This window comes from Aquaspirillum serpens DSM 68 (assembly GCF_000420525.1).
GTDB lineage: Bacteria > Pseudomonadota > Gammaproteobacteria > Burkholderiales > Aquaspirillaceae > Aquaspirillum > Aquaspirillum serpens.
This window is the reverse complement of the sequence record NZ_ATVC01000051.1, coordinates 1-19,607: the sequence shown is the minus strand read 5'-3', so window position 1 is coordinate 19,607 and position 19,607 is coordinate 1. Positions and strand designations below refer to the sequence as shown.

The following is a 19,607-nucleotide window of genomic DNA, read 5'->3' as shown; positions in this document are numbered from 1 at the left end:
CCTTGTTGAATACGAACCGGCACGAGCCAGCGAAGCGGCGCATTTGCCGCTCCTGATGGCCGTCTGGCACCAGTTCGTATTTGAAGGCTTGAAGTCGTTGCATGAATCAATGATACTTTGGTCTATGAGAGATGACAACGATATTAGGCGCAGTCGGCACTGCGTTTTTAAGATGCACGTCCATTTGGTCTTTGTGGCGAAATATGGACGGCGAGGATGATCATGTTCACCTATTGGTGGCGTACCCGCCCAAGACTGAAACCCAAGGACGGCTACGCCGTCCGCGCTATCCTTCCCCGCCCTGAACGGCGGGGCTTGTCGCGCACCGGGTCAGGGTGGGCAGCATTTACCGCTTGCACCCCTTCTGGCGCAGCAACCATCACCACCGCACGAATATGTTTACATCCCTTACGCTTGAGCAAATCAATCGTGGCAACCATCGAGCCCCCTGTCGCTAACATGGGGTCGATAATCAGGGCAATGCGTTCATCCAACGCATCGACAAACTTATCGAAGTAGGGAACAGGTTCGAGGGTTTCCTCATTACGATAGAGCCCCACGACACTGATTTTGGCCGAGGGTACTAAATCTAAAACGCCATCTAACATGCCCAGACCCGCGCGCAAAATCGGCACCACCGTAACCTTTTTGCCTTTAATCTGCTGCACCTCGATGGGGCCGCACCAGCCATCAATCGTCACGGTTTCTACTTCAAAATCGCGGGTGGCTTCATAGGCCAACAGACGCGCCAATTCTTGCGTCAAAGTACGGAATTTATTGGTACTGACCCCCGCTTCACGCAGCAGGCCAAGCTTATGTTGTACCAACGGGTGATTCACCACATGGATATTCATGATTTATGCCTCGCCACGTGCTTTTAACCAAGCCAAAAACTCGGCTTCTGGCAACGCTTCACCAGAGGCATAGCCCTGTACGCGATCACATCCGAGCTGACGCAGTAATTCCATATCGGCTTCGCGTTCCACCCCCTCGGCGACCGCTTCCAAACCTAAACGGCGTGCCAATGACAGGCCTGTTTCTAAAATTGACGATAAAGTGGGGTCACCTGCCGCACCGTGTACGAAGGCACGGTCAATTTTCAATTGGGTAAAGGGCAGTGCCGACAGTTGTTTTAACGAAGCACCACCGACACCAAAGTCGTCAATCGCCAAACCAAAGCCGTGCATCCGTAACCGTAACACGTTCTCTAACGCATCAGCTGGATGGGCATTGATCCCCGTTTCGCTAAACTCAAACACAAAACGCGCAGGCGGCACACCATGACGTAAGACACGAGCTGCCAATTCGTCGGCCAGTTCGGTATCAGACAACGAGACGGCTGATAAATTGATCGCAACAGATAAGCGAATGCCATCATCTAACCAACGACGGCAAGCCGCCGCTGCACGGTCAACCATGATGCCGGTAATAGCATCCATCATGTCAAAGCGTTCTAACACGGGAATAAAGCTGGCTGGGTGAATCAGCCCTTTTTCACGATGACGCCACCGCGCCAGCGCCTCCACACCAACCACACGGTTGTTTTTCAGATCAAGAATCGGTTGGAAGAACGACTCAAATTCGTTGTTGGCAATACCACGCACAACGCACAATATCGTCGATGGTTTCCGGCGGAACGACAGCCGGTGGTTCTGGCATATCGTCGTTGTGGATACGGGCAAACAAGGCATCAAGCACCGCATCGTCAGCTGGCGTGCTGCTCCAGCCCAAGGTTTTGAGACCTAGGGCTTCTGCCATCCGATCGGCTGTCGCCAATAGGGCAGGATCAAGTTCACCATACAGCACGAGAGTTGGGTTCGATGGGCGGGCGGCAAGCGCACGCAACAGCGCAATACCAGCCAGTTGTGGCAAATCAACAGCACAGAACACCAAGTCGGTGACGTCTTGGTCGAGGGCTTGTAGTGCCATTTCGATAGAAGGAACACGGCGCACCGCACGCACTCCACGCGTCCGTAACCGTTCTGTTAACAGTACACACCGTGAGATTTGATGATCGACAATCAAAATATGTTGAGGAGATATCATAGCGTCAGTTCGCACCAAAATAGGGTTCAAATCATGCAGGGCTGTTGTCGCCCATAAAGGCTGGCAATTTAACAAAAAAACCCGTCTAGGACGGGGATTTTTGCACGAAGCCACAAAAAATTGCACGTATTAAGCAAGGATTTAAGCTTTTGCTAAAACTGTTAATGGGGTTGTCGGTGATTTTGCGCTAAAAAATCGGCAAATTGTTGGGCCGGCATCGGCTTGGCAAAATAATAGCCTTGTAGCTCATCTGCCCCTTCTTGGGCCAAGAATGCCGCCTGTTCTGCTGTCTCAACGCCCTCGGCAATCAACTTCAAATGCAGATTACGCCCAAGCGCAATCATGGCTCGCACAATCGCTGCATCACTGCTGTTGCCCGGCAAATCACGGACAAAGCTTTGGTCAATTTTTAACTTATCGACATTAAAACGCTTCAGATAAGACAAGCTAGAATAGCCGGTACCAAAGTCATCAATCGACAGTTGAATCCCCAGCAGCTTCAGTTGGTCGATAATGGCCACCACCTGATCGACATCAAACATCACAATGCTTTCTGTCAATTCCAGTTCAAGACAAGAAGGCCGGATACCCGATTCGCGCAAGGCATCGGCGACTAAATCGACAAAATTCGCTTGTTGGAACTGTAAACTCGACAGATTGACGGCGATGGTGAGGTCTGGCAATCCTGCTTCTTGCCACTCGCGGCTTTGTCGACAGGCTTCGTTGAGCGCCCATGTTCCCATCGGTACAATCAAACCAGATGACTCGGCAATGGGGATAAATTTTCCTGGTGAAATCATCCCTAATTCAGGGTGAACCCAACGCATCAAGGCTTCTGCTCCAATCACCACACCAGTTTGAGCATCGACCTGTGGTTGATAGAACAAACGCAATTCGCCACGCAAATGGGCGGTGCGTAATTGACTTTCCAACTCGAGCCGTTCAGCGGCATCGGCATTGAGCGAAGGCGTATAAAGACCAAAGTTGTTTCTGCCGCGTGCCTTGGCTTGATACATCGCAGCATCGGCATTGCGAATCAGCACATCCGCCTGTTCACCATCACGAGGATAAATACTGATCCCGACAGTGGACGAGGCCGTCAGTTCGCGTCCATCTACTACCACTGGCATCGACATGGCGGTCACAATCGCGCCAGCTAATTCGACTGCCTCGCGTTCATTCTGAATCCGTGGCAGAACAATCAAAAACTCATCACCGCCTAACCGCGCTAAGGTGTCTTCCGATGACAAATAGTCGGCCAAGCGCGCCGCTACTTGTTTTAACACCTCATCACCAACCGCATGACCAAGGGAATCATTGATATTTTTGAAGTGGTCTAAGTCGATGAACAATACCCCAACATGGTATTGCCCCTCTTGCGCGCGCAAGATGGCTTCTTCTAGGCGTTCGCTAAGGTAATAGCGGTTGGCCAAGCCGGTGAGCGCATCAAAACGGGCGTTGTAAGCCACGCGGGATTCCGCTTCTTTGCGCCGGTGAATATCGTTGATGGTGCCGACTTGCCGCTGTGGGACACCGTGTTCATCTGGGTCGATAAATTGCCCTTGTACCGATACCCAGTGGTAATCGTTACCGACATGCAAACGGTATTCAAGTCGAATATGTTGTTGATTATTGTGTGGGACTTGCGCCACCCGTTCTAACATCCAACGATCTTCAGGGTGAACAAGCGCGGTCCATTCCTCAAGCGGATACCGATGGCGAGAAAAATCAAAGTCTGGCCAATCTAAACAATCTAAATCAACCGTTAATTCCAAGCTCTTGAGGTCAAGTCGATATAAGCCTGTTTCAGCAGCATCCAAGGACAAACGCAACAGTTGTTCACTGTTCACTAAGGCTTGTTCTGCCAGTTGCCGTTCTTCTTCGCTTTGTTGCAGGCGATGGATTTGTCGATTGAGCAAATAGAGCGATACCCCAACCGCCGCAATCATCAACCCCGCCATCAACAAACGATTTAAGGAATCACGATACCAATCGTTCAGCACTTGCGACTTAGGTAAACCGACCACCACGGTCAGCGGAAAACCTGACAAACGGCTGCCGGCATACACCATGTCTTTGCCGTCATGTGCTACTTCAAACAAACCCGAAGTACCAAGCCGGCGTAGGTGGCGGAAATAGAGCGTATCGCGGACATCTTCACCAAATGGCGTTGTATTTTGCGGATGGTGGATCAGACGAATCCCATCATCACGCACCATATCCACGGTCATGTTTTCTGGCAGGCTTAGCGAGCGATAAAAGCGGTGGTAATAGGTTGGATTGATACCGGCAACTAACACCCCCTCGCTACGTGTTGCTGTGCTATCGAGTAAGGGCATACTCAGCGGGAGATAAATCACCGATTTATTTAAAGCAGCGGGGGCGGGGCGGAACAGATGTGCTGCATCGTCAGTACGCCTAATACTGCCTAAGAAAAAATCACGCTCGGCAACCGAGGCTTGACCGACTGGATAGCGCAACGAACTGGTTAACACTCGGCCATCATGCCCTGCGGCACCAATTAACGTCAGTTGTGGTAAGAGTTCGACTTCTTGCTTCAAACGCGAGAAAGCCGTTGCTTCATCCCCTCGGCGGACGGCATTACGCCAATCTTGATCTTCCGCTAACACGCGCATATGTGCAGCGACGATTTGCATCGAGGCATCAATATGGGTTTCCAGCGCTTTTGCCAAGGTCACCATCCGCGCATTGGCATCGGCAGTGGTTCTTTGATAGTGGTCGAGAATGGTCCAGCCGATGAAAATGCTGGTACTGACACATAAAAACAAAAAGAACCACAACATGCCTCGGCGCAGGCGCTGTAGCAAAATGGGATGTAAGGCGACAGAGGCGGTGTCAGCAAGGTTCACAATAACAAATCTACTTAAAGGTCATGAGTTAAACCAAAGCGGCGTTTTTAGGCAAACCGGCTTAAACAAGGCTGCCACATTATGCACGAAAGCACAGATTGTGCAGCATGCATTGCAACAATCTTGCTGTCGAATTTGCTTTCAGCATCACTCGTGCTCTTTAGTGCAAAGAGATGCCAAACAAGTACAAAGCAAAGAATAAAACAGAACTAATGACTAAAGCTTGTGCCAGCGTGGTGATCCATTCTCTTAGCGTTTTTTTCTGTTCATACCCTAATAAACGACGTAATAGCCATACCACCAGCAAGACAAATAAAAAAAAGCGCAGTAAACGGCCAATCACAGCAGGCTTTCGCAAAGGAAAAACGAAAGACGATTATCACGGGCTGGCTGCCTGTGCAGCAAGCGGCAGCGGTATAATCCTTTTTCTTTATTTTTTGCTGATCGAGACTGATGAACCACGACCCACATTCTGTTGGTTTGGTCTGTCCACAGACGGCCCATTTTTCCACGCCACTGACTTTAGCCAGTGGTCATGTCTTACCTAGCTATGAGTTAGTGTTTGAAACCTATGGCACGCTGAATCAACAAGCCTCGAATGCCATTCTGATCTGCCATGCCCTATCTGGTCACCACCATGTTGCTGGTCGTCATCACCCAGACGATAAGGCAGCCGGTTGGTGGGACAATATGGTTGGCCCGGGAAAACCGATTGATACTGACCGCTTTTTCGTCGTTGGCGTTAACAATCTCGGCGGGTGTCATGGTTCGACAGGCCCTCGCTCAATCAATCCAGCAACGGGTCAGCCCTATGGTTCGAGTTTTCCGGTTGTAACTGTGCCCGATTGGGTACATGCACAAGCTCGGTTGGCTGATTATTTAGGCATTCGCTGTTGGGCGGCGGTGATTGGCGGCAGTTTGGGCGGTATGCAAGCGTTGGAATGGTCGATTCGTTTTCCCGACCGTTTGCACCATGCTTTAGTAATTGCCTCAGCGCCAAAATTGACCGCACAAAATATCGCATTCAATGACGTTGCGCGGCAGGCCATTTTGACCGACCCCGAATTTTATGGCGGTGACTTTTATCAAAAAGACGCTATTCCCCGACGGGGCCTGCGTTTAGCGAGAATGCTGGGGCATATCACTTATTTGTCCGATGATGGCATGGGCGAAAAATTTGGTCGTCTGTTGCGCTCGGGCGAATATAAGTTTGGTTACGATGTTGAGTTTGAAATCGAAAGTTATCTGCGTTATCAGGGCGATAAATTTTCCGATTATTTTGATGCCAACACCTATCTGTTGATGACCAAGGCGCTAGATTACTTCGACCCCGGCACTGAATGGGGACAGGGGGATTTGGCACGCGCATTGCAGCGTGCTGAAGCCAAGTTTTTAATTGCGGCGTTTACCACCGATTGGCGTTTTTCACCGGCCAGATCAAAAGAAATTGTCAAAGCCCTGATTGATGCACAAAAAACGGTCAGCTACGCCGAGATTGAGTCGGCGCATGGGCATGATGCGTTTTTAATGACCGACCCACCGTATGTGGCTTTGATGCATGCTTATCTCAATCTTGTCGCGTTGAAAGCGGGGGTATGATGTTACGCAGTGACCTACAGTTGATTGCCGATTGGATTCCTGCCCGCAGTCGGGTGTTAGATTTGGGGTGTGGCGATGGCCAATTATTAGCCTATCTCAGCCAACACAAAAAAGTCGTCGGCTATGGTGTCGAGATTGATGTCAATAATGTGATTCGCTGCGTGAGCAGCGGGATCAACGTGGTGCAAGGTGACTTAGAAGCGGGTTTATCCGATTTTCAGAGTGATGCGTTTGATGTGGTGGTGTTATCACAAACCATTCAAGCGATGCGCCACATTGAACAAATCATGGTCGAAATGTTGCGTGTAGGCCGTGAGGCGATTGTGTCTTTCCCCAATTTTGGCTATTGGAAAAACCGTCTGCAAATTTTGCAAGGCCACATGCCGGTTTCAGAAACCATTCCGTACGATTGGCACAATACCCCTAACATTCATTTGTGTATGTTGCGAGATTTTGAAGCGCTGTGCGCCAAAAATCAGATTGAGGTCAAAGAGCGGGTGGTGATGGACGGCGGTAGTCGAATTGATTTCTTGCCCAATTTGCTCGGCAGTTTGGCGTTTTATCGTATCGGGCGTGCAGTATGAATTGGCAGGCCTTGTTCAATCGGCGCATGTTAATTTGTATTTTTACTGGCTTTGCGTCCGGTTTGCCGCTGTATTTTTTGATCAATCTTTTACCGGCATGGTTACGCACCGAGGGCGTTGACTTAAAAGCGATTGGCTTATTTGCGCTGATTCAGTTGCCCTACACTTGGAAGTTTATTTGGTCGCCCTTGATGGACCGCTTTAGCTTGCCACTAGGGCGGCGGCGTGGCTGGATGTTGGCAACACAGGTGGGCTTGATTGCCTCGCTCGCTGGCTTTGCCGCTTTTCAACCACAACAAGATATTTGGTCGATTGCTGTATTGGCGGTGGCGGTGGCCTTTTTTAGCGCCAGCCAAGATATTGTGTTGGATGCCTATCGGCGTGAAATTTTACCCGATGCTGAATTAGGGCTAGGGAATTCTATTCATATCAATGCTTATCGTTTGGCGAGTTTAATTCCCGGTTCCTTGTCGCTGATCTTAGCGGACCATTTACCGTGGCCAACAGTCTTTTGGATCACCGCTCTCTTTATGCTGCCGGGGCTGTTGATGACATTGACGGTGAGTGAACCGATGTTGCAAGGCGCTGCACCGCGCACTTTACGCGAAGCCGTGGTAGAGCCATTTCGTGAATTTATTGATCGGGCTGGATGGCAACATGCGCTACTGATTTTAGGATTTATCTTCCTATATAAACTCGGTGACAGCATGGCAACCGCACTGGCGACGCCATTTTATCTTGATACGGGATTTACAAAATCTGATATTGGATTGATCGCCAAACATGCTGGGCTTTGGCCTGCTGTAATAGGTGGTTTACTCGGTGGAATTTGGATGTTAAAGCTCGGCATCAATCGCGCCTTATGGTTATTTGGCGTGGTGCAGATGGTGACAATTTTGGGCTTTGTCATTCTCGACCAAGTCGGCCCAGATAAACTGACTTTAGCCTTAGTGATTTCAGCCGAGGCGTTGGGGGTGGGTTTGGGTTCGGCGGCGTTTATTGCTTTTATTGCCCGTGCGACCCACCCACTGTATACCGCCACGCAACTGGCGCTATTCACCAGCTTATCCGCCGTACCGCGTACGGTCATCAATGCTGGAACTGGCTATTTGGTGGAAGCATTAGGATGGACACCGTTTTTCTTGCTGTGTACGGTGTTGGCAATACCGGGGATGTTGCTACTGGTAAAAGTCGCCCCATGGCATGAGGCGACTTCAGACAAGACGGCAACGGCTCATTAGGCGTGGGCGCTGTGATCGTCAGCAAAACCGCCTGCACAACCACTGACCAGTTGTTTTAAGTGTTCTGGTTGGAGCAGGCGGATATGTTTATGGTCAACGCTAATCCAACCGTTTGCTTGGAATTTCGAAAGCGTGCGGCTCACTGTTTCGAGTTTCAGGCCTAAGAAACTGCCAATTTCTTCACGACTCATCCGTAAAACAAAGTCGTTGGCGGCAAACCCTCTGGCGGAGAGGCGTTGCGATAAATTCAGCAAAAAAGCGGCCAATCGTTCTTCCGCTTTCATATTGCCAAGCAATAACATCACACTTTGGTCGCGTACAATTTCACGACTCATCAGGCGGAAGAAATGACGTTGTAGGCTCGGAATATCTCGCCCGAGGAGTTCCAAGCGCGCAAACGGCAGCTCACAGACATCCGAATCTTCCAAAGCTTGTGCATCACAACCGTGGGTGTTGCTACTGATGCCATCCAACCCCATGAGATCACCAGACATGTGAAACCCGGTGACTTGTTCACGACCATCATGGCTAGACACACAGTTTTTGAAAAAGCCGGTGCGGACCGCGAATAAAGCTCGGAAAGGGTCTCCTGCTCGGAACAGATATTCACCGCGTTTGACGCGGCGACTCTGTCGGATCACCGCGTCAAGCTGTGACATTTCCTCTCGGTTCAGACCAAGAGGCAGGCACAGCTCTCGTAAGCTGCAGTTCGAGCAGGAAACTTTGAGGGTGTGCAGGGGAACAGGACGGGGATCGAGCATGGGTAAATTCTGATATAGAGTGGAATTGAGGGGCGGTTGATTCGTATCAAAAACAATCTGAGTTGGCTCAGGCACAGTGCAGCCATTGAATAGGATATTTCTTTATGAGCACTGCGAATTTTGCCATGTTAGCTTCTCCATCAGCTCGTTTTGAATTCGACCGTCAGCTCATTGAGCGGTTGGACGGCAGTGGACCGCGTTATACCTCCTACCCGACTGCTGATCGATTTAGCAGCGAGTTTGGAGAATTGGATTATCGACATAGCTTACAGCAAAGGCAAATTGGTGCGAATGCTGGGCCGTTGTCGTTGTATGTGCATATCCCTTTTTGCAATACCGTCTGTTACTACTGCGGTTGCAATAAAATTATCACGAAAGATCGTTCGCGTGCAGACCAGTACATAGACTATCTGGAACGCGAACTTGCCTTATACGCCGATTTGCTCGGCGATAAGCAAGATTTGATCCAGCTTCATTTTGGCGGCGGCACACCGACTTTTCTCAGCGATGAGCAGATGACACGGCTGATGACGGCAATTCGCCGGACTTTTCATCTATTGCCACATGGGGAATTCTCGATTGAGATTGACCCACGCAAAGTCACTGCACAGACCGTCGCGCACTTGGCACAACTGGGTTTTAACCGCATGTCTGTTGGTGTACAGGATTTTAATCCGCTTGTCCAGCAAGCCGTTAACCGCATTCAAAGTGAAGAAGAAACCCGTGTGGTGATTGAAGCTGCGCGAGCTTCTGGCTTTAAATCGATCAGTTTGGATTTGATTTATGGCCTGCCATTACAAACATTGGCTTCGGTACAAGAGACCCTTGATCGAGTATTAGCCATTCGTCCTGACCGTTTAGCTTTGTATAACTATGCCCATCTGCCTTCGGTGTTTATGCCGCAGCGGCGTATCAACGAAGCAGAATTGCCTGTACCAGAGGTGAAGCTCGATATTCTGCAGATGGCGGTGCAACACCTTGGGACAGCAGGTTATGTTTTTATTGGGATGGACCATTTTGCCCTACCAGAAGATGAATTGGCAGTGGCTTTACAACAAGGGCGGTTGCAGCGTAATTTCCAAGGCTATTCGACTCATGCCGACCATGATTTGATTGCCATTGGTGTGTCTTCGATTGGGAAAGTCGGCCCCAGCTACGCACAAAATCACAAAGAAATCGAGCAATACTATGCAGCGTTGGATGCAGGCCAACTGCCGATTTTGCGTGGTTTATGTTTATCTGCCGATGATTTGCTACGAAGAACGGTGATTCAAGCCTTGATGTGTCGTTTTGCTCTGTCGATGGACGCCATCAGTGAAAGTTTCGGCATTGACTTTAAGCGTTATTTCGCGTGGGAATTGGAAAAACTGGCGGAATATCAAACGCTGGGCTTGTTGGAAATTGACGATGAATGGCTCACCATCAGCCCCCGTGGTCGTTTTCTGATTCGCACGGTCGCAATGGTGTTTGACCGTCATCTGCGCGAAAAACAAACCCATGCCCGTTATTCGCGTACGATTTAACTCAGAACCAGTCACCCCTTTGGGGTGGCTGCATCGTACGGATAAATCATGCCTTGTCTGTTGCCGCTTTAGGCGGTAGGTTCAACATCTGGTTTTTGCACCACGACATACCCCGCCAAAATTTCTTCCTTAAACGACTCAGGAATCGCATCCCAATCGACAATCTGTACGATGATTGGGATATGGCTTTCAACAAAAGCCTCTCTCACCACACTTAAACGAAAGACATCCCGTTTTTTATCAGCAGGAAAGCGCGCCATTAGGTTCAAATCACTCGCTTCGTAATGATCGCCTCGCACTCGAGAGCCATAGGCCCAAACTGTTGCTTCTGGAATATACTTTTCCAGCAGTTTGCGAACTTGTACCGCGTACTTTTCTGGCAAATAGAGGGTTTTGAGTTCAGCCATCGCAGGATTTACCTAATTTTTTCTAATGTGTGATCTCTATTGAGGTACTGTATAGAACAGCCAATTTTTCGAACCGGCCGCATTTTCCTTTCCTAATCTATTCCTGCAAGAAAGGAAAATGCGTGGGCGTATATTCAATAGATTTAAATATCTTGCCCTTCACGAATCCCCTCGTGATGGGCTTCGCGTTTTGGCAAGATCAAGTTCAAGATAATCGCCAACACCGAACATAACCCCACACCGACCAAAGAGAAGTCGCCAATTTTCAGCTCTAATGCCCCGATACCGGTGGTTAATACCACCGAGACAATCACCAAATTGCGAGGGGCCATTAAATCGACTTTGGCTTCGATCAGGGTTTTCAGGCCAATCGAGGCAATCGTACCAAAGAGCAAGACCATAATACCGCCCATGACTGGCATCGGAATCGATTGCAACAAGGCATTAAATTTACCGAAGAAAGCCATCGCAATGGCGAAAATAGCCGCCCATGTCATCACTCTTGGATTGAAGTTGCGAGTAATCATCACCGCACCGGTAACCTCGGCATAAGTGGTAACCGGTGGGCCGCCGATTAAACCAGCAAAACACACGCCTAAACCATCCCCAGCCAAGGTACGGTGTAGGCCCGGGGTTTTGGTGTAGTCTTTGCCCGTTACCCCACCAATTGCCATCACCCCCCCGATATGTTCAATCGCTGGAGCAATCGCCACCGGCAACATAAACAGGGCTGCGGCCCAGTTCACTTCTGGTGTTACAAAATGCGGAACAGCAAACCAAGGGGCAGCAGCGATTTTGCCAAAATCGACCAAGCCCATGACGCTGGCTGCAATATAACCGACGGAAACCCCTGCTAAGATGGGCACCAAACGGAACATGCCTTGAGCAAAAATCGCCACAATGACAGTCGTGGTTAAGGAAATCGTCGCCAGTATCAACGCGGTGCTGTATGGAATAACTTGTTCGCTGCCTGCCCGACCCATCGCCATATTGCTGGCGACAGTAGCGACCGACAAACCGATAATCATAATGACTGGGCCAATCACCACCGGCGGCAGCAATTTATGGACAGCTTCGATACCACGCCAACGCACTAAACCTGCAAAGACAAAGTACATAAAGCCAGCGGCAAACAAACCGAACATGGTCGAGGGCAAGCCCCATGTTTGGGTGGCATAAATAATTGGCGCGATAAAAGCAAACGATGAACCGAGAAAAATCGGCACTTGATTGCGGGTACACAGTTGAAACAACAAGGTGCCAATCCCAGCACCCAGCAGGGCCATGGCTGGATTTAATCCAGTCAAAAGAGGAACCAGAACCAAAGCACCAAAAGCAACAAATAAAATTTGTGCCCCAGCAATGGCCTGTTTAAGCGTCGAAAACATGGTTTACTATCCTAGGCAAAGAAAAAAATAGCAGAGATCTCTGCTAAACCGCGTTATTGTGCCAGAAGCCTTATAGTCAGATGCTCCCTTGACAGTAATTTTGCTGATAGTGCTGGCATAATTTGTGATTGTTTATTCTCCTTTATCTGAGTTTGCCTGATGACGTCATTACATACCCCTGCTTTTGTCTACGCATTTCGTGAAGCCGCTCCCTATATTCACGCCTTTCGTAACAAGACCTTTGTGATTGCGTTTGGCGGTGAGTTATTAGAAACCGATCGTCTGGCGCCACTGTGTTACGACCTAAATGTGTTAATTAGTCTTGGGGTGCGGGTGGTTTTGGTGCACGGCATTCGGCCACAAATCGATGCAGTCTTAGCCACTAAGGGCATTGTTTCGCATTACCACGGCAGTCGGCGGATTACCGATAGCGAAGGTTTAGCGGCAGTGCGGCAGGCCGTCGGGCTGGCGCGGGCGGAAATTGAATCGCAGCTCAGCTTGGCACTCCCTAATTCACCGATGGCTGGCGCCAACTTGCGTATTAGCAGTGGCAATTTTGTGGTGGCACGTCCCCTCGGTGTGTTAGACGGGGTGGACATGCAATATACCGGCCAAGTGCGGCGAATCGATGTGCAAGCCATCCGCGACCACCTCGCCCTCGGTGAAATCGTTTTATTCTCGCCATTAGGGTTTTCGCCAACCGGCGAAAGCTTTAATTTGACGATGGAAGAATTAGCCACCGATCTGGCAGTCAATTTGCAGGCAGATAAACTGATTTTCCTCGCCGACAGCGATGGCATACACAGTGAAGATGGCACATTCTTACCCGAGTTGACCGCCGGTGAGGCCGAGCAGCTATTAGAAGAAAAAGAACTGACCCCAGGGAGTTTATGGACATATTTAGCCTGTGCCACGCGTGCCACGCGCAAAGGGGTAGCGCGGGCGCATTTGGTGAGTCATCGTGAAGAGGGTGCGTTGCTGACCGAGCTTTTCACCCACGATGGTATTGGCACCATGATTTCACGCGAAAATCTAGTCAAGATGCGTACGGCGACGATTGATGATGTCGGGGCGATTTTGGCACTGATCGAACCGCTGGAACAAAGAGGGGCGTTAGTCAAACGTGGGCGTGAGCTGATTGAGATGGAAATTCAGCACTATTTTGTGGTGGAGCATGATGGGATGATTATTGGCTGTGTCGCCATGCACCCTTATCCCAAAGAGCAAATGGCAGAATTGGCATGTTTAGCAGTTGATCCTGAGTGGCGAGATGGGGGCTTTGGTGATGCCTTGGTGCAGCAGGTCGAGCGACAAGCGCGGGCTAAAGGGATGGCTAAACTCTTTGTTTTAACAACACAAACGGCGCATTGGTTTGTTGAGCATGGTTTTGTATTGGCGACACCCGAGGCACTGCCCGAGGCAAAAAAAGCTTTTTATAATCACCAACGCCGCTCACAAGTGTTAATCAAAACGTTGTCTTAATAGAATTCGGCGTAAGTCGCACAATCTGGTGACTCTCTTTCAAACGACCGTATCTACACGGATTGTCAAAGCGAGCAGGGATCGGTACAACCTGACATTCTGTATTCATTTCTGTTGCTGTTGGGGGTGTTTTGTCTGATGCAAGAATCATATCCTTCCCCTTCTGCGGGCTCACACTCGACTGACACCCAGCAACAGGGCTGTGCGCTCTTTGTGCGAACCTTGCGCTTTCGTTTGATTGCACTAGGGTTCTTAGCCAATCTCTTATTAGTTGGCATGATGTTGCTGATTATGCTGTTTTCGTGGGAACACAGCACCCGCCAAGCTCTGCAAGTTCGCAGCTATGAAGTACGTCAACTGCTACAAGCGGTGTTACAAGAGCCGTTGCGTTATGAGGATTACCCTCGTGTCGTCGATCTGGTGAACCAATCCTTCACGCAAAGTGATTTGTTGTATCTCGCGGTGGAAAACCAACAGGGGCAACAAATTGCACTGTTACAACAATCACAAATCATCCCTTCCCCATCACGACAACAAGAGGCGTTGGCTTCGGTGTCGCTGTTATTTTCCCTGTCTGAGGGCGTGTATCAACGTAGCGTGATTACCGATGGTGGCAAGGTAATCGGGCAAGTCAGTTATGTTTTATCGTTACAAACCGCCACCGCCGCTTTGAAAACCCTGCTGTTACAGGTCTTATTGGTGATGGTGGTCAGTATTCTGCTGCTCGGTTTATTGACCGCTTTAATTGGTTTATGGATTGGTCGCCCGCTGTCGGCGTTAATTCGTGCCGCACGGGCCATCGCCGATGGTGATTATCAAGCCTCGTTACCACCGAGTAATGCCAATGAAATTGGTCGTTTAGCCGCCGCCTTTGCCCAGATGCGCGATGCTTTGCGTGAACAAATGAGCACGCTGCGGCAACAACGCGAAACACTCCATGCGATTGCCGACTACACCTACGCTTGGGAAATGTGGCTCAACCGTGAAGGTAAACTCTATTGGCTCAATCCTTCGGTGGAAAGAATCACCGGCTATCGCGCCGAGGAATTACTCAACGAAAAAGTCCGCTTATTAGATGACATCATTCACCCTGAAGACGGCGAACAAGTGCGCGACTATATTAGCCAAGCCATTCGCCAACAAAGTGCCGGACAGGGGTTTCAATTTCGGATGCGGCATCGTGATGGTCGTATTATTTGGGTGATTGCCAATTGGCAGCCGCTGTATAGCCAAGAACGGCGCTTTTTGGGTTTACGCGCCAGCTTATTGGATTACACCAGTCAAAAACAGGCCGATTTGGCCTTGCAACAGGCCATTACCGAGCTACAAGCAGTGCAACAAGAAAATGAACTGCATCTGCGCCAAGCACAACGAGAACAAGCGCGGTTGCGCGCACTGTTCTCGTCTTTACAAGTCGGCGTGGTGTTTGTCGATCATGAAGATCGGATTGTCTATGCTAACCCCGCTTTTGCCCAACTCTGGGGCTTGCCACCGGCGCCGGTACTGAATCAATACCCGCTACCCTCGCTATTGCCACAACTGTTTGCCCAACCACAGGTTGATAATGTGGTGCGGGAGTTTGAAGTAGATGCAGGGGTGATTTTGACTGCCTTTAATGTGCCGGTCAGTGGTGAGGAAAATGGCCGTTTGTGGGTGTTCCAAGATGTGACTGATGAACGTGCTTATGCAGAACAACTGCGTGTTTTGGCCGAACGCGATACCTTAACTGGCATTTTTAACCGGCGGCGTTTTCAGCACGATATCGAACACTATTTGTATCAAGCACAACAACAGCAACACTCGCTGGCCATTTTATTGTTCGATCTCAACCGCTTTAAGCAAGTCAATGACACCTACGGCCATGCCGCAGGGGATCAGGTGTTAGTCGAGATTGCTCGCACCCTGGGCTATATCTTGCGCACCGGCGAGTGGCTGTATCGCTTAGGCGGGGATGAGTTTGCCATTTTATTGCCAGATGCCGATTTAGAGGCGGCGGCCGTGGTCGCACAACGAGTGCAAGACCATATTGCCCAGCTACCATTTATGTTTGAAGGACAAACCTGTCATGTCGGCAGCAGCATTGGTGTAGCCGTGTTTCCACAACATGCCTCCGACACCATGATGCTGACTGCGGTGGCCGATGCAGCAATGTATGAGGCAAAAAAACGGGGTGGGCAGTGGTGTGTGTTTGATGCGCAACAGATGAGTATCCCTTGTTCTGACTCCGAGCCTAACTCGCTCAAGGATGCTTCTTCTTCGATAGTTGATTAACTTGGATTGTCAATTACCCCTGTCGTCGCTATCTTCTCTTTCCGGTTGCCTCGTTAAAAAATGAGGCGTGTTCATACTCCGGCAATCTGCCGCGTGTATGGTTTGGCTAAAAAAGGATAGATTGATGAGCCGTATGGTGAACTGTATCAAACTGGGTCGTGAAGCTGAGGGAATGGATTTTGCCCCGCTGCCCGGTGAGTTGGGTCAAAAGTTGTATGACAATGTGTCAAAGGAAGCATGGCAAGGGTGGATTCGCCATCAAACCATGTTAATCAATGAAAACCGTCTGAGCTTGGCCGACCCACGTGCTCGTCAATATCTGACGCAACAGCTACAAAATTACTTCTTTGGTCAGGGAGCGGATGCCGTATCTGGCTTTGTTCCTCCAAAGGCATAACTGTTATCGGCGCCCGTTTCCTGTTGGTCTCGGGCGTTTTTATTCACTGACTTTGACGCTAATCTGATGACAACTCCTGCTGCTGACTTACTGCTAAATCGTGAAATTGGTTTGATTGAATTCAATCGTCGGGTGCTGGCACAAGCGGAAGACCCTGCTGTGCCCCTATTAGAGCGCCTGCGCTTTTTATGTATTGTTTCATCTAATCTGGACGAATTGTTCGAAGTCAGGGTAGCGTGGTTGCGTGAAGAAGCGGCTTTGCGGCCAGAGCGTGTATTACCCGACGGTATTACCCCGCGCCAAGCCTTAGAACGACTGTCTGATGCTGCCCATGCTTTGGTGACGCGGCAATATGCTTTGATGAAAGAAATGGTCTTTCCTGCACTCGAAAAGGAAGGCATTGTTTTTATTCGTCGCAATGATTGGAACGACGAATTACGGGCATGGATTCGGCAATATTTCTTTAAGGAAGTGATGCCAATTTTGACCCCGATTGGTCTCGATCCTTCGCATCCTTTTCCAAAACTTCTTAACAAAAGTTTGAATTTCGCCATTGAGTTAGAAGGCAAAGATGCCTTCGGGCGTAATTCGGGCATTGCCATTGTGCAAGCGCCACGGGTTTTACCTCCGGGTTTTACCTCGGGTAATTCGTCTGCCGCGTGAACTGTGTGGCGATAAAGCCTGCTTTGTGTTTTTGTCGTCTATTTTGCATGCCCATGCCCAAGAGCTGTTCTCGGGTATGACCGTGAAAGGGTGTTATCAATTCCGCGTTACCCGTAACAGTGAATTGAATGTGGAAGAAGACGAGGTAAAAAATCTGCGTACGGCGTTGCAAGGTGAATTACGCCATCGTCAGTATGGTGAGGCCGTACGGTTAGAGATTGCCGATACCTGCCCACCACATATGGAAGAGTTTTTACTCAACCAATTTAATTTAGAACGCCGCGATATTTTCCGAGTCGATGGCCCAGTGAATTTGGTTCGTTTGATGTCGGTACCCGATTTGGTCGATCGTCCCGATTTGAAATTTGCCTCTTTCACCCCTACGCTGCCTGAAGTATTACGTAAAAAATCGGGCTTACTGGCGGCGATTCGCAAGGGCGATATTTTATTGCATCACCCCTATCAAAGTTTCCAGCCGGTGATCGATCTGTTGCATATTGCCGCGACTGATCCACAGGTGGTCGCCATTAAAATGACGGTGTACCGCACGGGCACCGAATCAGCATTGATGGAGTCGCTGATTATGGCGGCACGGGCAGGAAAACAAGTAACTGTGGTAGTCGAACTGATGGCGCGCTTTGATGAAGAAGCGAATATCAGTTGGGCCAGTCGGTTGGAAGACGCGGGGGCACATGTTGTTTACGGCGTCTATGGCTACAAAGTGCATGCCAAAATGTTGATGGTGGTACGGCGTGAAGAAGGCGCATTGCGTCGTTATGTCCACCTCGGCACCGGTAACTATCACCCACGGACTGCACGGTTGTATACCGATTTTGGTTTGTTGACTTGCAACGAAGAAATCGCCAGCGATGTCAACGATATTTTTGTGCAAATTACTGGCTTGGGTCGCGCAAACCAGCTCAGTCATTTGTTGCAATCGCCATTTAGTTTGCACCCGACAATGATGGCCCTGATTGAGCGTGAGGCTGACCATGCCCGTGCCGGCAAACCTGCCCGCATTATCGCCAAGATGAATTCGTTGTTAGAACCGCAAGTGATTCAAGCGCTGTATAGCGCCAGTCAAGCAGGGGTACAAATCCAGCTGATTGTGCGTGGCGTCTGCGCCCTGCGGCCGGGGGTACCGGGGGTATCTGACAATATCAGTGTACGTTCGATTGTTGGGCGTTTCCTTGAACATACTCGGGTGTTTTATTTCTTAAACGAAGGGGCAGAAGATGTCTTTATTGCCAGTGCTGACTGGATGGGACGTAATTTCTTCCGCCGTATTGAAACCTGCACGCCAATTCTCGATGCCCGTTTGAAAAAACGGGTGATCCGCGAGGGCTTGCGTTTATATCTGACTGATAACACCAACACTTGGGAAATGCTCGCAGATGGCAGCTACCGCCGGAAGACTGGTCGGGGCCGTTCACGCGCTGCACAAGCGGAATTGTTGGTCGAATACAGTGAAGAGCAAAAATGACTGGAACCGACATCGCCATTCTCGCCTTGGGTGTGATTGCTTCTCTTCTTGGCATCCTTGGCACCATTCTCCCCGCCATTCCCGGCTTGCCTCTTTTAGCCGCCGGCTTGGTCTTATTAGCATGGGCGGGGGATTTCCTCGCCGTTGGTGGTATCGCATTGGCGGTGATTGTTGGCCTAGCATTATTTGGTATGGCAATTGATTTTGTTGCCGGTTTACTCGGCGCGAAAGTGTGCGGCGCCAGTAAACAAGCGTTATGGGGGGCGTTTATCGGTGGTTTGGTTGGGATTGTCTTTGGATTGCCCGGCCTGATCCTCGGCCCCTTTGTTGGTGCGGCGATCGGTGAGCTGATGGCACAGCGTGGGATGTGGCAGGCAGGTAAAGTGGGGCTGGCGACTTTACTAGGGTTGATTATCGGCACCGTGGCGAAAATTGGTTCCGCCTTAGCCATGGTGGGGGTATTTGCCGGCGCCTATTTGGTCTAGACCATATACAACACCGCCCAAGCACGGGCGGTGTTTATCCCCTGCGCCGTAAAACCTCGCCATTCATGGCGGGGATATCAGGCGCAAACGGCAAAGCCGTTTTTGGGTTTAGTGTTGCGGTTGTAAAGTAAAAACAAATCAATGTTTGCTTTGCGGTTTGTATAATGATCGCATGAAACGACTTCAAGCCTTCAAATTCCAACTGACACCCAACGGCCAGCAAAAACGACACATGTCGCGCTTTGCGGGTTCGTGTCGGTTCGTCTTTAATAAGGCGTTGGCGTTGCAAAAGGAATGGTATCAGACTGACCCCAAAGCCAAGTTTTCTTACGTCAAATTGGCCAATCTTTTGCCCAGCTGGAAGCAAGAATTTGCTTGGCTGAGAGAATCACCAAGCCAAGCTTTGC

17 protein-coding genes and 3 pseudogenes are annotated in these 19,607 nt (G+C 49.9%); 11 read left to right on the top strand and 9 right to left on the bottom strand.

Annotation, left to right across the window (positions count from 1 at the left end; genetic code table 11):
- Positions 1-103 (bottom strand): helix-turn-helix domain-containing protein (locus G465_RS16550; RefSeq protein ID WP_155846497.1); only part of this gene is annotated, 103 nt, incomplete at its 3' end.
- Between the two features lie 21 nt (positions 104-124).
- Here G465_RS16550 and G465_RS15525 point away from each other — a divergent pair.
- Positions 125-254 (top strand): annotated as a pseudogene (locus G465_RS15525) (IS200/IS605 family transposase); the annotation flags it as partial.
- A gap of 75 nt (positions 255-329) precedes the next feature.
- Here the strand turns inward: G465_RS15525 and upp are convergent.
- The 5 genes and pseudogenes from upp to G465_RS0109850 all read right to left on the bottom strand — a co-directional run.
- Positions 330-854 (bottom strand): annotated as a pseudogene (gene upp / locus G465_RS14350) (uracil phosphoribosyltransferase); the annotation flags it as partial.
- A gap of 3 nt (positions 855-857) precedes the next feature.
- Complete coding sequence (locus G465_RS14345; RefSeq protein ID WP_052165437.1) at positions 858-1,604, bottom strand: EAL domain-containing protein; 747 nt, start codon at positions 1,602-1,604, stop codon at positions 858-860.
- Positions 1,576-2,046, bottom strand: a complete 471-nt coding sequence (locus G465_RS0109860) for a response regulator (RefSeq protein WP_155846532.1) — start codon at positions 2,044-2,046, stop codon at positions 1,576-1,578. Before G465_RS0109860 ends, G465_RS14345 begins: the two co-directional genes overlap by 29 nt.
- A 161-nt stretch (positions 2,047-2,207) precedes the next feature.
- Positions 2,208-4,916: a bifunctional diguanylate cyclase/phosphodiesterase gene (locus G465_RS15135; protein ID WP_022654302.1), complete on the bottom strand. Its 2,709-nt coding sequence runs from the start codon at positions 4,914-4,916 to the stop codon at positions 2,208-2,210.
- A 160-nt stretch (positions 4,917-5,076) separates the two neighbouring features.
- Complete coding sequence (locus G465_RS0109850) at positions 5,077-5,274, bottom strand: protein MIGRI (protein WP_245556785.1); 198 nt, start codon at positions 5,272-5,274, stop codon at positions 5,077-5,079.
- Positions 5,275-5,369: 95 nt separating this feature from the next.
- On the opposite strand from G465_RS0109850, the gene metX reads away from it, so the two are divergent.
- From metX to G465_RS0109835, 3 genes are read left to right on the top strand one after another with little or no spacing between them, the layout of a single operon-like run.
- Positions 5,370-6,515 carry a homoserine O-succinyltransferase MetX gene (gene metX / locus G465_RS0109845; protein WP_022654300.1) on the top strand — a complete coding sequence of 382 codons (1,146 nt, stop codon included), beginning with the start codon at positions 5,370-5,372 and terminating at the stop codon, positions 6,513-6,515.
- Entirely contained in the window at positions 6,512-7,099 is a 588-nt protein-coding gene (metW, locus tag G465_RS0109840; RefSeq protein ID WP_022654299.1) for a methionine biosynthesis protein MetW, read from the top strand. Before metX ends, metW begins: the two co-directional genes overlap by 4 nt.
- A complete protein-coding gene (locus G465_RS0109835) occupies positions 7,096-8,340 on the top strand; it encodes an AmpG family muropeptide MFS transporter (protein ID WP_022654298.1) in 1,245 nt (414 codons plus the stop codon). Before metW ends, G465_RS0109835 begins: the two co-directional genes overlap by 4 nt.
- Here the strand turns inward: G465_RS0109835 and fnr are convergent.
- Entirely contained in the window at positions 8,337-9,101 is a 765-nt protein-coding gene (gene fnr, locus G465_RS14335; protein WP_052165436.1) for a fumarate/nitrate reduction transcriptional regulator Fnr, read from the bottom strand. The genes G465_RS0109835 and fnr overlap by 4 nt on opposite strands.
- 104 nt (positions 9,102-9,205) lie before the next feature.
- On the opposite strand from fnr, the gene hemN reads away from it, so the two are divergent.
- A complete protein-coding gene (gene hemN / locus G465_RS0109825; protein WP_022654296.1) occupies positions 9,206-10,624 on the top strand; it encodes an oxygen-independent coproporphyrinogen III oxidase in 1,419 nt (472 codons plus the stop codon).
- 68 nt (positions 10,625-10,692) lie between these two features.
- Here the strand turns inward: hemN and G465_RS0109820 are convergent, their stop codons facing one another.
- Complete coding sequence (locus tag G465_RS0109820) at positions 10,693-11,031, bottom strand: nucleotidyltransferase family protein (RefSeq protein ID WP_022654295.1); 339 nt, start codon at positions 11,029-11,031, stop codon at positions 10,693-10,695.
- Between the two features lie 143 nt (positions 11,032-11,174).
- A complete protein-coding gene (locus G465_RS0109815; RefSeq protein ID WP_022654294.1) occupies positions 11,175-12,419 on the bottom strand; it encodes a uracil-xanthine permease family protein in 1,245 nt (414 codons plus the stop codon).
- 159 nt (positions 12,420-12,578) lie between these two features.
- On the opposite strand from G465_RS0109815, the gene argA reads away from it, so the two are divergent.
- From argA to G465_RS15520, 6 genes and pseudogenes are all read left to right on the top strand, one after another.
- Positions 12,579-13,901, top strand: a complete 1,323-nt coding sequence (gene argA / locus G465_RS0109810; protein WP_022654293.1) for an amino-acid N-acetyltransferase — start codon at positions 12,579-12,581, stop codon at positions 13,899-13,901.
- 138 nt (positions 13,902-14,039) lie between these two features.
- Entirely contained in the window at positions 14,040-16,172 is a 2,133-nt protein-coding gene (locus tag G465_RS0109805) for a diguanylate cyclase domain-containing protein (RefSeq protein WP_022654292.1), read from the top strand.
- Positions 16,173-16,296: 124 nt separating this feature from the next.
- A complete protein-coding gene (locus G465_RS0109800; RefSeq protein ID WP_022654291.1) occupies positions 16,297-16,569 on the top strand; it encodes an oxidative damage protection protein in 273 nt (90 codons plus the stop codon).
- Positions 16,570-16,635: 66 nt separating this feature from the next.
- Positions 16,636-18,715, top strand: a pseudogene (gene ppk1 / locus G465_RS14330) (polyphosphate kinase 1).
- Complete coding sequence (locus G465_RS0109790; RefSeq protein WP_022654290.1) at positions 18,712-19,200, top strand: DUF456 domain-containing protein; 489 nt, start codon at positions 18,712-18,714, stop codon at positions 19,198-19,200. The pseudogene ppk1 and the gene G465_RS0109790 overlap by 4 nt, the downstream one beginning before the upstream one ends.
- A gap of 172 nt (positions 19,201-19,372) precedes the next feature.
- Positions 19,373-19,607 (top strand): helix-turn-helix domain-containing protein (locus G465_RS15520; RefSeq protein ID WP_155846531.1); only part of this gene is annotated, 235 nt, incomplete at its 3' end.